General features: G+C 72.6%; 12 protein-coding genes. 9 read left to right on the forward strand and 3 right to left on the reverse strand.

What is annotated here, in order from left to right:
* Positions 1–3: 3 nt before the first annotated feature.
* The 3 genes from ABD120_RS02355 to ABD120_RS02365 form a co-directional block, all read right to left on the reverse strand.
* Complete coding sequence (locus ABD120_RS02355) at positions 4–1,215, reverse strand: Gfo/Idh/MocA family protein (protein ID WP_343947965.1); 1,212 nt, start codon at positions 1,213–1,215, stop codon at positions 4–6.
* A complete protein-coding gene (locus tag ABD120_RS02360) occupies positions 1,216–3,273 on the reverse strand; it encodes a hypothetical protein (RefSeq protein WP_343947966.1) in 2,058 nt (685 codons plus the stop codon). It abuts the gene before it with no gap.
* A 301-nt stretch (positions 3,274–3,574) separates the two neighbouring features.
* Positions 3,575–4,327, reverse strand: coding sequence for an IclR family transcriptional regulator (locus tag ABD120_RS02365; RefSeq protein WP_343947967.1), 753 nt, complete (start codon positions 4,325–4,327; stop codon positions 3,575–3,577).
* 201 nt (positions 4,328–4,528) lie between these two features.
* Here ABD120_RS02365 and ABD120_RS02370 point away from each other — a divergent pair, with 201 nt between their 5' ends.
* The 9 genes from ABD120_RS02370 (at position 4,529) to ABD120_RS02410 (ending at position 13,176) form a co-directional block, all read left to right on the forward strand.
* A complete protein-coding gene (locus tag ABD120_RS02370; protein ID WP_343947968.1) occupies positions 4,529–5,869 on the forward strand; it encodes an aspartate aminotransferase family protein in 1,341 nt (446 codons plus the stop codon).
* Positions 5,869–7,053, forward strand: a complete 1,185-nt coding sequence (locus ABD120_RS02375) for a mandelate racemase/muconate lactonizing enzyme family protein (protein ID WP_343947969.1) — start codon at positions 5,869–5,871, stop codon at positions 7,051–7,053. The genes ABD120_RS02370 and ABD120_RS02375 overlap by 1 nt, the downstream gene beginning before the upstream one ends.
* Positions 7,043–7,885, forward strand: a complete 843-nt coding sequence (locus ABD120_RS02380; protein ID WP_343947970.1) for an amidohydrolase family protein — start codon at positions 7,043–7,045, stop codon at positions 7,883–7,885. The genes ABD120_RS02375 and ABD120_RS02380 overlap by 11 nt, the downstream gene beginning before the upstream one ends.
* Positions 7,882–8,643, forward strand: coding sequence for an SDR family NAD(P)-dependent oxidoreductase (locus ABD120_RS02385; protein WP_343947971.1), 762 nt, complete (start codon positions 7,882–7,884; stop codon positions 8,641–8,643). Before ABD120_RS02380 ends, ABD120_RS02385 begins: the two co-directional genes overlap by 4 nt.
* Positions 8,644–8,868: 225 nt before the next feature.
* Positions 8,869–9,765, forward strand: coding sequence for an amino acid kinase family protein (locus tag ABD120_RS02390; protein WP_343947972.1), 897 nt, complete (start codon positions 8,869–8,871; stop codon positions 9,763–9,765).
* Positions 9,766–9,768: 3 nt separating this feature from the next.
* Positions 9,769–10,860, forward strand: a complete 1,092-nt coding sequence (gene bar / locus ABD120_RS02395) for a barbiturase (RefSeq protein WP_343947973.1) — start codon at positions 9,769–9,771, stop codon at positions 10,858–10,860.
* A gap of 149 nt (positions 10,861–11,009) precedes the next feature.
* Complete coding sequence (locus tag ABD120_RS02400) at positions 11,010–11,930, forward strand: S66 peptidase family protein (RefSeq protein WP_343947974.1); 921 nt, start codon at positions 11,010–11,012, stop codon at positions 11,928–11,930.
* Between the two features lie 11 nt (positions 11,931–11,941).
* On the forward strand, positions 11,942–12,469 hold the full coding sequence (locus ABD120_RS02405; RefSeq protein ID WP_343947975.1) for an SseB family protein: 528 nt from the start codon (positions 11,942–11,944) through the stop codon (positions 12,467–12,469).
* Positions 12,470–12,552: 83 nt separating this feature from the next.
* Complete coding sequence (locus ABD120_RS02410; RefSeq protein WP_343947976.1) at positions 12,553–13,176, forward strand: prepilin peptidase; 624 nt, start codon at positions 12,553–12,555, stop codon at positions 13,174–13,176.
* Positions 13,177–13,180: the final 4 nt, after the last annotated feature.

Below are 13,180 nucleotides of genomic sequence, written 5' to 3' on the forward strand. Positions count from 1 at the left end.
CTCCTAGGATCGCGGCACGGCGGCCACCGTGCCGGAGTGTCTGGCCCGCTCGGCGGCGAACACCGCGAGGTGGCTGTGCAGGGACTCGGCCGCTCCCGAGCGCACGTGGCCACGCTCGCCGGTCTCCAGCGCGCGGACGAAGGCGTCCATCAGGCCGGCGTCGCCGCCGCCGTGCCCGTCTCCCGCGTTGGAGCCGGTGGCGCCCGCCGACAGCACCCGCTCCGAGGCGTCGCGGAAGTCCAGCACCCGTACGGTCTCCCCGTCGCCGACCAGGCGCCCGTGGCTGCCGAAGACGCGCGTCTGACGGTGGGTCTGCTCGGTGAAGGCGGTCACGGTGAAGGTGGCGGTCGCGCCGCCGGACAGCTCCATGGCCAGCACCTGGTGGTCCACGACGTCGTTGTCGCAGGCGTACACGCACCTGCCGTACGGGCCGGTCCGCAGCGCCTCCAGCACGTCCTGCGGCCGGTCGGCGACGACGGTCGCCGGCCAGTCGAACTCCTCGCGCAGGTAGAGCCGGGGCGCGGAGTACGGGCAGGCCGCCTCGATCCGGCACTCGACGCAGCGTTCCGCCGCGCCCTGCGGTCTGCGGTCGGCGCGGAAGTGGCCGAGGGAGCCGAAGCTTGCGACCCGCTCGATCGTGCGCCCGGTGACGTAGGCCAGCCAGTCGAGGTCGTGGCTGGACTTGGCCAGCAGCATGGGGCTGGCCAGCCGCTCGCTGCGCCACGGCCCGCGCACGTAGGAGTGGGCGTGGTGCCACCAGCCCACCGGTTCCAGGTGCTCGACGCTCATGACCTCGCCGAGCACGCCGGAGTCGATCACGTTCTTCACCAGGTCGGTGTAGGGCGTGTAGCGCAGCACGTGGCAGACGGCGAACAGCACGCCACTGCGCTCCACGGCCCTGACCAGGAGTCGGGTCTCCTCCTCCGTGGGCGCGAGCGGCTTCTCCACCAGCAGCGCGTACCCGGCCTCGGCGAGCGCGAGGGCGGGTTCGACGTGCAGCCGGTCCTGGGTGGCGAGGATGACCGCGTCCGCCGTCCGTTCGGTGAGCAGGGGCCGCCAGTCGTCGTACTCCCGCTCGGCCCGCACCTCGGCGCGTCTTCCCGGGTCGGGGTCGGCGACCGCGACCAGGCGGGCGCGCTCGGGGTGTGCGGCGATCCAGGAGGCGTAGGTCCGCCCCCGGTTGCCCGCGCCGACCAGCGCCAGCGACACGGTCATCTACATCACCAGATTTCCGGAGGTGAGGGCTTTGGGGCCGTCGGCCGGGAGCGCCCGGGTGACGCCCTCCTCGACGTTGCCGGTGTGCCTGACCAGGTCGAAGGCGGTCACCGTGAGGGAGCCGCCGGTGAAGGTGCACCCGCCCGCCTGGTAGCGGTTGCGGCCCGTCTCCAGGCGGACGTGCGCGCCGTCGGTCCGCAGGCGGGCGCCGTGCAGGTCGAGGGAGAGGATCCCGGCCGGCTCGGCGCGCGACAGCAGCGGGTCGGCGCCCGACAGGTCACCGCCGTCGATCCGTACGCGCTGGTCGGTCCTGCCCGCCGCGCGCAGGCCGAGGCCGGTGAGCGTGCAGTCCGTCAGCGTCATCGAGCCGGACACGGCCAGCGGGGCGGCGTTCTCGCGCCCGCGCAGCTCCACACCGGTGAGCCGGACGTCGGCGCCGTTGACGGCGTTGCCGTCGAGGCCGGTCAGCACCGTGCGGCTGAGGTGCAGCGGCGACTTCACGTTCGCCTGTACGATCTCGCTCCTGGCCGGTAAGGCGAAGGCGCAGCCGTCGATGGTGTTGGGGCGCTGCGACAGCGCCGAGACCTGGGAGACGATGAGCGTGTGGCTGGCCGAGCAGCCGCGCATCTGCAGGCCGTCGGCGTTGACCCAGAGCATGCCCGAGTCCTTCAGCGACTCCTTGCCGATGACCTTGACGTCCTCCAGCGTCAGGTCGGTGACCTTGACGCGGGCCACGAACCACGAGCAGACGTGCCTGCGCACGGTGATGCGCTTGGCCGCGGATCCCCAGGCGGCGCCGGAGTTGGCGAAGGTCATCAGCCCGGAGTTGCCGGTGTAGGTGAGATCGTGTTCGTACTGGCCGTGCGTGACGAACGGCCCCTGGTCGTCGCCGTCGCCGTGGCAGTTCTCGACCTCGCAGTACGCCGAGCCGGTGAAGTCGTTGAGGTGGCGGGCGTTGGCCGTGTGGCAGTCCGAGACCCGTCCGTACAGGCAGGAGATCTGCTGGGTGAGGTATCCGGCGCCGCCCCAGGTGACCGTGGCCGGGTTGGCCAGCGTGCACTGCTCGGTGCGGTAGAAGGTGCACCAGCGGCGCATGATCACCGGCCAGAACGTGCCCGTCGCCTCGATGCCGGAGACGTCGCAGCGCACGGCGTACTCGTAGGCGACCGGGTGGGAGCCGGTGAACTGGTCGCCGTCCGCCACCCCCTTGAAGACCAGGTCGCGGACGTGGACGCGCTCGACCGGGTCGATCCGCCGCCAGGTGATCGTGCGCCCGGCGGCCAGCTCCCAGCCGATCTTGTAGTTGACCCGGATGCGGGAGCCGTCCACGATCTGCGTGACCTGGACGAGCTTCTGCAGCTCGCGCTCCCACCGTCCGGTCCTGGCGTCGACCTCGGCCGTCCACCACTGGCCCACCTCGAAGGCGGCGGAGTCGCCGACCTCGAAGACGTCGGCGAGGTCTGGCACCGGCGCGGTGAGCTTGTGGGCGACCGTCTCGGCGCGCACCGTGCCCTGGAAGAACAGCACGGCCGCGAACGGGTCGTTCTCGGCGGCCCGCTCGATCCCGTCGGTCCGTACGGTGTTCCCGCCGAAGTCGAGGGTGAGCCCGCTGCGCGTGAACCGGTGCCGCTTGACGAACAGCAGGTCGGTGTGGGCCTCGATGCGGGAGACCGACGGGTCGCCCACCATGGCGGCGAGGGCGGCGTCGGCCGGTTCGTCGTCGCCGAAGACGCCGAAGGCCCGGAAGTCGAGGGTGCCGTCGTGGACCATCAGCCACCGGCCGCGCGCCCCGCCGCCGAGGACGGTGCCGCCGTTGGCGGGCGCGGTGGCGTCGGCGTCCCAGCGGGTGAGCATGCCGCCGCCGTCGCCGGGGGCGCGGTAGCCCGCGACCTGGGCCAGTTCGGCGTCCTTGGGTTCGAGGGCGAGCAGGTCGGCCACGGTGGCCACGTGGTGGACGGGTTGCTTGGGACGGCGGTCGGCGGCCTCGGCCGGGGCCGCGGCGAGCAGCGTGCCCGCTGCGGCCAGCCCGGAGACGCGCAGGATGTCGCGACGTTGCATGGGGGTGTGCCTCAACCTCGGTGGGGGTGCTTGCTGTGTCGCCATGGTCGGTCGCCATGGTCGGTCGACAGGTTCGGTCGACAGGTTCGGTCGACAGGTTCGGTCGACAGGTTCGGTCGACAGGTTCGGTCGACAGGGCCGGTCGACAGGGCCGGTCGACGAGGTCGGGCGACACGCGTGGGCGTGCAGGCGGCGGTGCTGCCGGCCGGGAACTACCGGCGCCGGGGCTGCGGCGCGTCGGGAGCCAGCTGTTCGCCCGAGACGATTGGCGTGGACCCTAGTACAGCCGTCGCGGGGGCTGTCAAGAGGTGTGGCCGAGCGCGCGGGAGATCTGCTCGGCGCTCTCGCGGACCTGTCGTCCCAGCTCCTGGTACTTCCAGGCGGGCAGATCACGCTTGAGCGAGGTGATGCTGACGGCGCCCGCGCAGGCGCCGGTGTGGTCGCGCAGCGCGCTGCCGATGCAGAAGACGCCGTCGGCGTCCTCCTCGTCGTCGACGGCGTAGCCGAGTTCGCGAACGGTCTTCAGGTGGGCGAGCAGGGTGTCGGCGTCGGTGATGGTGTGGCCGGTACGGCGGGGCAGCCCGACGCGGCCGACCAGCTCCAGCACCTCGGCGTCGGTCATCTCGGCCAGCAGCGCCTTGCCGAGGCCGGTGCAGTGGGGGAGTTCGCGGGTGCCCATGCGCAGATCGACCTGGATGCGCTCGCGGTTGCTGACCTGGTCGACGACGACGGCCTGCCCGCCGTCCGGCACGGCCAGGCGGGAGTTCATGCCGGTGAGCCGGGTCAGTTCGACGAGGGCGGGGCGGGCCACGTCGCGCAGCGAGACCTGATCCTGGGCGCGGGCGCCGAGCCGGGCGAGGGCCATGCCGAGCCGGTAGCGCCGGTTCATGCCCTCGCCGTCGTCGGCGACCAGGCCGAACTCGCGCAGCGTGAACAGGGTGGCGAAGGCGGCGCTCTTGCTCAGCCCGCAGGCGGCGGCGAGCTCGGTCACGCTGAGCCCGCCTTGCCGTGAGAGGGCTTCGAGCACGTCGGCGGCGCGGGCGACGCTCCGCACCCAATATCGCGAATTCTCAGCAGCAGTGTTCGTCACAGCCGAACAGTCTAGCAAGGCTGACCGTTGACGCGCAGGATCTTCGGTGTTTAGACTCCCGGCTTGTGTTCGGCATCGCCAAACACTGTTCGGAATTTGCGGCGAACACACACCGTGCAACCCGGGCCGGGCTGGGCCCCGGCGTTGCGCACCCGAGGAGCGAATGTGAACCAGCGTGTCCTGTCCGAACGCGCCCGCCGGGTCATCCCCGGCGGCGTCAACAGCGGGCAGCGCAGCGTCCCCGGCCTCACCGACCTGGTGATCGCGCATGCGGAGGGCGCCAGGATCCGCGACGCCGACGGCAGGGAGTACGTCGACTACCATGCCGCCTTCGGTCCGCCGCTGCTCGGCCACAACGACCCCGACGTCGCCGAGGCGGTCGCCGCCGCCGGACGCAGCCTCGACCTCGCCGGGGTCGGGGTCACCCAGGGCGAGATCGAACTCGCGGAGACCCTCGCCGAACTCGTCCCCGGCATCGAGAAGAGCCTGCTCACCAGCACCGGCAGCGAGGCCACCTTCCACGCGCTGCGCGTGGCGCGGGCAGCGACCGGACGGCGGCTGGTGGTGAAGTTCCAGGGCTGCTACCACGGCTGGCACGACTCGGTCAGCCTCAACGTGATCTCCGCGCCCGACCGCGTCGGCGCCCGCGACCCCATCTCCACCGGCATCCTGCCCGAGGTGCTGGAGGCGACGCTGGTGCTGCCGTTCAACTCCGCCGAGGCCGTCCGGCGGGCCTTCGCCGAGCACGGCGCCGACATCGCCGCGGCGATCGTCGAGCCCGTCCCGCACAACGTCGGCTGCCTGCTGCCGGAGCCGGAGTTCCTGCGCACGCTGCGCGAGGAGTGCACGAAGGCGGGCAGCGTGCTCGTCTTCGACGAGGTGATCACCGGCTTCCGGCACGCGCTCGGCGGCTGGCAGCAGATCAGCGGCGTCACCCCCGACCTGACCACGCTCGGCAAGGCCATCGCCAACGGCTACCCCGTCGGTGCCCTCGGCGGACGCGCCGACCTCATGGACCTGTTCAGCTCCCGCCCCGGCGGCCCCGCCTTCTTCGCCGGAACCTACAACGGCCACCCCGCCGTGGTCGCCGCCGCCCTGGCCACCGTGCGCAAACTCCGCGCCGAACCCGTGCACGAGCACGTGTTCGCGCTCGGCGCCCGTATCAGGGAAGGACTCACCGCGATCTTCGACGGGCTCGGTGTCCCGGCGGTCGTCGCGGGCTACGGCTCGGTCTTCGTCGCCTACTTCATGACCGGACCCGCCCGCACCTACACCGACCTGCTGCGCAATGATGCGGAGATGTTCATCGGCTACCGGCGGCGGCTGCTCGGCCACGGCGTCTTCGAACTGCCGCTCAACCTCAAGCGCAGCCACGTCTCCTACGCGCACACCGGCGCGGACGTCGACCACCTCCTGGAGGCGGCCGAGCAGGCCGCCCGCGCCCAACTCGCCCAAGGCGGACCCGTGGACGTCGCCGCCGCCAGCACCATGGGTGGAGCCCGCTGATGCTCACCGTCGACACCACCCGCCCCACCGGACCCGCCGGGCGCATCTCCCGCGTCGAGACCCTCACCCTCGGCACCGCCTGGCGCGATTTCTCCTACGTGCGCCTGCACACCGACGAGGGACTCACCGGCGTCGGCGAGATCACCCACCCCTACCGGGGGCGCGAGACCTGCTCGCTCACCGAGGCGATGGCCGAACGCCACCTGCTCGGCGCCGACCCGTTCGACGTCGAGGAGATCTGGCTGCGCATGTACCAGGGCGACTTCCTGCGCGGCGGAGACATCGGCGGCATCGTCGTCTCGGGCGTGGACCAGGCGTTGTACGACCTCATGGGCAAGGCGCTGGGCGTTCCGGCCTACCGGCTCACCGGCGGTGCCTGCCGTACCGACGTGAGGGTGTACGCCAACGGCTGGTACACCGGCGAGCGGGACCCGGCCTCCTTCGCCGCCAGGGCGAAGGAGGCCGTGGGCCGGGGCTACGACGCGCTCAAGTTCGACCCGTTCGGCGCCGGGCTCGGCGAACTGTCGAGGGACGAGCTGCGCCGCTCGCTGGCGATCGTCGCCGCCGTGCGCGAGGCCGTCGGCCCCGGCGTGGACCTGTTCGTCGAAGGGCACGCCAGGTTCGCCATGGCCACCGCCGCCCGGCTGGTGCGCGAGCTGGAGCCGTACGAGCTGGGGTGGTTCGAGGAACCGCTGCCCTGGACGCACATCGACAGGTACGCCGAGCTGCGGCAGCGGGCCGCCATGCCGATCGCGGGCGGCGAGCACTTCCACAACAGGTACGAGTACGCCCGCCTGTTCGCCACCGCCGCCGTGGACGTCATCCAGCCGGACCTGTCCATGGCGGGCGGGTTCACCGAGGTCAGGAAGCTGGCCGCGCAGGCCGACACGCACGCGATGCTGGTCGCCCCGCACAACTCCAACTCGCCCGTGTGCACCACCGCCTCCGTGCACGCCGTGCTCGGCATGCCCAACTTCAGCATCCTGGAGACCTTCGACGGCATGCTCGACCCGCACGTCTTCGACGCCGTCAGGGGCGCGCTGCCGGTCGAGAACGGCCGTATCGGGTTGCCGAGCGCGCCGGGGCTCGGCATCGAGCTGGTGGACGAGGTGTTCGCCGAGCACCCGCCGAGCCACCGCTTCTGGAACATGTTCGCCGAAGGCTGGGAGAGACGTGCTCGTTGACGTGCACTCGCACCTGTTCCGCTGCCCGGACGACCTGGGCGAGCCGTTCGCGTCGGAGTCCGCCCGCGCGCACGGCGGCCACGTCGACCTGACCGTGCGGTGGGACGACTACGCCGCCACCTCGCCGCCCGGCACCACCGCGATCGTGGTGGGCGGCAAGGCCCGCAGGTCGGGGCTGTGGGTGGACGACGCCGCCGTCGCCGCCTACGCGGGCGCCCGCCCCGACCGGCTGATCGGCTACCTGTCGCTGGACCCCACCCAGCCGGGCTGGCGCGACGAACTCGAACACGGTCACCGGGACCTGGGGCTGCGCGGGATCAAGCTGATGCCGATGTACGCCGGATTCGACCCGGCCGACCCCGCCCTCGACGACCTCTACGCGTACGCGGCCGCGCACAGGCTGCCGCTGCTCGTGCACACCGGGACCACGTTCGTGTCGAAGGCGCCGCTGAAGTACGCGCTGCCCGTGCACCTGGACGAGGTCGCCATCCGGCACCCGTCGCTGCGCATGGTGCTCGCCCACCTGGGGCACCCGTTCGAGGGGGAGTGCATCGCGGTCGTCCGCAAGCACCGGCACGTGTACGCCGACGTCTCCGCCCTGCACTACCGGCCCTTCCAGCTCTGGCACAGCCTGCGGCTGGTGCAGGACTACGGCGTGTGGGACAAGCTGCTGTTCGGCAGCGACTACCCCTTCACCACGGTGAACGCCTCCGTCGAAGGGCTGCGGGCGGTCGGCGCCGTGCCCGGCATCCCCGGCCTGGCGCCGCTCGACCGTGACGAGATCGAGCGCCTCATCCACCGTCCGTCGCTCGGCCTGCTGGGGCTGTCATGACGGTCGCGGTGGTGACGGGGGCGGCGCGGGGGATCGGCCGCGCCATCGCCGAGGCGCTGGCGGCGGCGGGCGCCGAGGTCGTCACCGTGGACCTGCCGGGGACGGGCAAGGGGCCGGGCTTCCACCCGTTCGACCTGGCCGACACCGAAGGGCTGGCCGCGCTCGCCGACACCGTCCGAGAGCGGCACGGGCCGATCGGCGTCCTGGTCAACAACGCGGGGGTGGCGCGGCTGGAGCACTTCAACGAGATCACCCCGGCGGGGTGGCGGCAGATCATGAGCGTCAACTGCGACGCGCCGTTCTTCCTGAGCCAGCGGGTGGCCGAGCACATGATCGCCGACGGGGTGGAGGGGCGGATCGTCAACATCTCCTCCAAGAACGGGCTCGTGGCCGAGGCCGGGCTGGCCCACTACAACGCCTCCAAGGGGGCGCTGGAGCTGCTGACGCGGTCGCTGGCGGCCGAGCTCGGGGCGCACGGGATCACGGTCAACGCGGTGGCGCCGGGGATGATCGCGACCCCGATCGACGGGGACTTCCCGCTGGACCGGGCGGCCTTCGAGGCGTCGTGGGAGGAGCGGATCCCGCTGCGGGGCGGGTACGGGCAGGTGGCGGACGTGGCGGGGGCGGTGCTGTATCTGACCTCGCCCGCCGCCCGCTATGTCACGGGCACGACGCTGGTCGTCGACGGGGGCGTGCTCGCCGACCAGCATCCCCGGCTGCGCTTCATGCCGCCGTTCCGCAACCGGCTGGGCGGCTGACGCAGGCCGGGCGGCTGGGCAAGTACGGAGTCGTCACGGCGGGGCGGAGTCAGAGGAGAAGCGTGTCGTGGAGGCCGCCGGCGCACGGCGGTGCGGGGCGGTTCGGGGGCTTTGCCGTAATTGGGGGAAGAAAAGATCTTCGGCGGCAAACGCCGGTACACGCCCACTTCTCTCGGCAGACATTGACATGAGATATCCGGATCCGGACCCGCTACCGTTCGGCGGGTGAGGGTGCTGGTGGCGCTGGGCGGGAACGCGATGACCGGGCCGGACGGAAGCGCCGCGCCCCACCATCAGCGTGCGGCCGTCGAGATCGCCGTCCGTCACGTCCGCGCCATCGTCGCCGACGGCCACCAGGTCACCCTCACCCACGGCAACGGCCCCCAGGTCGGCAACCTCCTGCTCAAGAACCAGCTCGCCGCCCACGTCGTCCCGCCCGTGCCGCTCGACTGGTGCGGCGCCCAGACGCAGGCCACCGTCGGGACGCTCATCATGAACGCCCTCGGCCCCCCGACCGCCACCCTCGTCACCCGCACCCTCGTCGATCCCGGCGACCCGGCCTTCGCCGACCCGGTCAAGCCGATCGGCCGGTACTTCCCGCAGGACCCGCGCACCGAGGGCGAGACCTGGCGGCGCTTCGCGCGCGGCTGGCGGCGGGTCGTGCCCTCGCCGGAGCCGCTGGAGATCCTCGACGCCGACGCCGTGTCCGCGCTCATGGCCGCCGGCTTCACGGTGGTCGCGGCGGGCGGCGGCGGCGTGCCGGTGACCAGGCTGCCGGACGGCGGGCTGAACGGCGTCGAGGCGGTCGTCGACAAGGATCTCGCCGCCGCGCTGCTGGCGCGGGCCGTCGGCGCGGAGGTGCTGCTCATCGCGACGGACGTGCCTGACGTCGTCATCGGGTACGGCGGCCCGGACCCGCGCCCGATCGGCCGCGTCTCGGTGCCCGAACTGCGCGTCCTGCAGGCGGCCGGGCACTTCGCGGAGGGCACCATGGGGCCCAAGGTGGAGGCGGCGATCAGGTTCGTCTCGTCAGGAGGCACGCGGGCGGTGATCACGTCGCTGCCGGAGATCGCCGCCGCCATGCATGGACATGTCGGTACTCAGGTAGAAAAGGGGCTCTGACCGATGCCGGAACCGATCGAAGTACGCAAGGTGCCGATCGAGAGCGTGACCGACGCCTCCGGGCTCGAACGACTCATCATCGACGGGGTGATCGAGGCCCACCGGGTGCTCGCGGTCGTCGGCAAGACCGAGGGCAACGGCGGTGTCAACGACTACACCCGCATCATCGCCGACCGCGCCTTCCGCGAGGTGCTGGCCAGGCACGGTCACCCGGCCCCCGACTCGGTGCCGCTGGTGTGGTCGGGCGGCACCGACGGCGTCCTCAGCCCGCACGCCACGATCTTCGCCACCACCTCGGACGCCCCGGCCTCGGAGGAGCCGCGCGTCTCGGTCGGCGTGGCCATGAGCGAGGTGATCCTGCCCGAGGACATCGGCCGCCCTGCCATGGTCGAGAAGGTGGCCGCCGGGGTCCGCGAGGCCATGAAGATCGCCGGGATCGACGACCCGGCCGACGTCCACTACGTCCAGACCAAGACGCCCCTGCTCACCCTGGCCACGATCACCGACGCCAAGAACCGGGGCCAGAGCACCGCCATCGAGGAGACCGGTCCGTCGATGGACCTGTCCAACGCCACCACCGCCCTCGGCATCGCGCTCGCCCTCGGCGAGATCGAGATGCCCACCGAGGAGCAGATCTTCCGCGACCTGTCGCTGTACAGCAGCGTCGCCTCGTGCTCGTCGGGGGTGGAACTCGACCGCGCCCAGATCGTCCTGGTGGGCAACGTGCGCGGCATCGGGGGCAGGTACCGGATCGGGCACGGCGTCATGAAGGACGCCCTGGACGCCGACGGCATCTGGGACGCCATCCGCTCCAGCGGCATCGACCTGCCCGAGCGGCCCCACCCCACGGACCTCGGCGACCGGCTCGTCAACGTCTTCATGAAGTGCGAGGCCGACCCCTCCGGGCGGGTACGGGGACGCCGCAACATCATGCTCGACGACTCGGACGTGCACTGGCACCGCCAGATCAAGGCCACCGTCGGCGGGGTCGCCGCCGCCGTCACCGGCGACCCGGCCGTGTTCGTGTCCGTCGCCGCCGTCCACCAGGGCCCGTCCGGAGGCGGCCCCGTCGCCGCCGTCGCCCGCCTGGACTGAGGCGCGCTCCGGAGCCGTCGCGCTGTGCCCGCCCCTGTGCCCGCCCTGTGCTTGGCCCGGCCGGAGGCACTCGGGCTGGCTCCGCCCTCCGGGAGGATGGCAGAGTGGGGGGATTGTGAATCTCTGAGGTTTTGGAGAGGTTTTCTGTGATGGAGTTCGTCCGTCCGCCCGCCCTTCGTCCCGGTGACCGGGTCGCCGTCGTCGTCGCCTCCGGCCCCTGCAACCAGGCGAAGCTCACCGGCGGCGTCGCCGCCCTTGAGGCGTACGGGCTGCGGCCCGAGGTGTTCGAGTCCGCGCGTACGGCGGGGACCGTCTTCGACTACCTCGCGGGCGACGACGCGCTGCGCGCCCGCGACCTGACCGACGCCCTCGCCGACCCCTCCTACGCCGCCGTCATGCTGGCCGGAGGAGGGTACGGCGCCCAGCGCACCCTCGAACGGGTGGACTGGTCGCGCATCGACCCCGCCCAGCCCAAGATCGTGGTCGGCTACTCCGACGTCACCGCCCTCCTGGAGGCGGTCGCCGTCAAACTCGGCTGGTGCTCGTTCTTCGGCCCGATGGTCGCCTGCGACGGCTTCCACCGGGGCGCGGGCGACTTCGCCTTCGACACCCTCATGGCCACCCTCACCGGCGAGGTGGCCGAACTGCGCTTCCCCGGGGCCAGGACCCTCGTGCCCGGCGTCGCGGAAGGCGTCACCGTCGGCGGCAACGCCAGCCTGCTGGCTTCCGGCATCGGCACCGACACGAGCCTGCCCGCGACCGGCGCCATCCTGTTCCTGGAGGACGTCGACGAGGCCCTCTACCGCCTCGACCGCATCCTCACCCAACTGCGCCGCTCGCCGTACACCGACGGCGTCGCCGCGATCCTGCTCGGCACCTTCACCGAGTGCGGCGAGCAGGAGGACGTGGACCGCCTGCTGGCCGACCGGCTCACCGACCTCGGCGTCCCGGTCCTCGCCGGCGCCGACATCGGCCACAACGTCCCCATGCAGACCTACCCGATCGGCGTCCCCGCCCGCCTGGACGCGGAGGCAGGGGTACTGACCCTGCTCAAGCCCCCGGTGGCATAGTCTCGGTGGCTGTGCCGAGCATTCCGCAACCCCTGAGACCCGACGACGACGGCAGCACCGACACGGCCGTCGCCGCCGCCCTGGCCGCGTACGCCTCAGGAGAGGGCGACGCCACCTCGGTGCTCACGGCGCTCAGCGGCGCCCGCCTGCTCGTGCCCGTGGTGGCGCTGCTGACCTCGGCCGAGGTCGGCGAACACGGGCTCAAGCAGGAGAAGGAGAGCGAGATGGCGCTCCCCAAGCTCGTCGGCAAGGACGGCAGGCAGGCGGTGCTCGCCTTCACCGGCGCCGAGCCGCTGGCCCGCTGGCGCCCGGACGCCCGCCCGATCCAGGCCGACACCCTCCAGGTGTGCCGGGCGGCGGCGGGCGAGAAGGCCGCCGCCGTGGTCGTCGACGTGGCCGGGCCGGTGCCGTTCGTCATCGAGGGCGAGGTCCTCGACGCGCTCGCCGCCGTGGCGACGGGCACCGCACCCGAGCACGCCACGGTCGCCAGGCTGGAACCCGCCCCCAGGCGCCGCCGCTGGCCCTGGTCGCGCGGCTGAGCCGCGCCCCCGACGAGGCGCCGCCCACCTGATCGCAGACGAACTCCGTGCCGGCCCCGCGCGTCCGGGTTAGAGTCGGCGGCGTGGTACCGATCGTCGTCGCGGCCGTGCTGGCCTTCGCCGTCGGCTCCTACGTCAGGGCCTTCGCGGCGGCCTTCGAGCCCGACCCGCCCGACACGCGCGCCGAAGCGCGCCGCGCCTACCTGAGCCGCCCCCGCCCGGCCTGGCCCCCGTACCTCGAACTCGCCACCTCGGCCGCCGTCGCCCTGCTGTGCTGGCGGGCCGGGCCGCAGTACGCGTTCTTCGCCGTCCTCGCCGTCACCCTGTCCCTGATCGACTGGCGCACCTACCGCCTGCCCGACGCGATCACGCTCCCGGCCTACCCGGTCCTCGCCCTGACGCTGTGGCCGGACCTGCCGCGCGCCCTCCTCGGCGCCCTCGCCCTCGCCCTCCTGTACGGCCTGCTGTGGTTCGCCCGCCCCGCCGCCATGGGCTTCGGCGACGTGAAACTGGCCGGGCTGGTCGGCATGGCCGCGGCCGCCGCCGGATGGCAGCAGTGGGTGCTGGCCGCGCTCGCCGGGCAGTTCGCCGCCGCCCTGTACGCGGCCTGGCTGCTGGCCGGCAGGAAGGGCAGCGGGCAGACGCAGTTCCCGCTCGGCCCCTTCATGCTCGCCGGAGCGTTCGCCACGCTATGTCTCACCAGCTGACCCC

The sequence above is a fragment of the Nonomuraea longicatena genome (assembly GCF_039525605.1).
Taxonomy (GTDB): domain Bacteria; phylum Actinomycetota; class Actinomycetes; order Streptosporangiales; family Streptosporangiaceae; genus Nonomuraea; species Nonomuraea longicatena.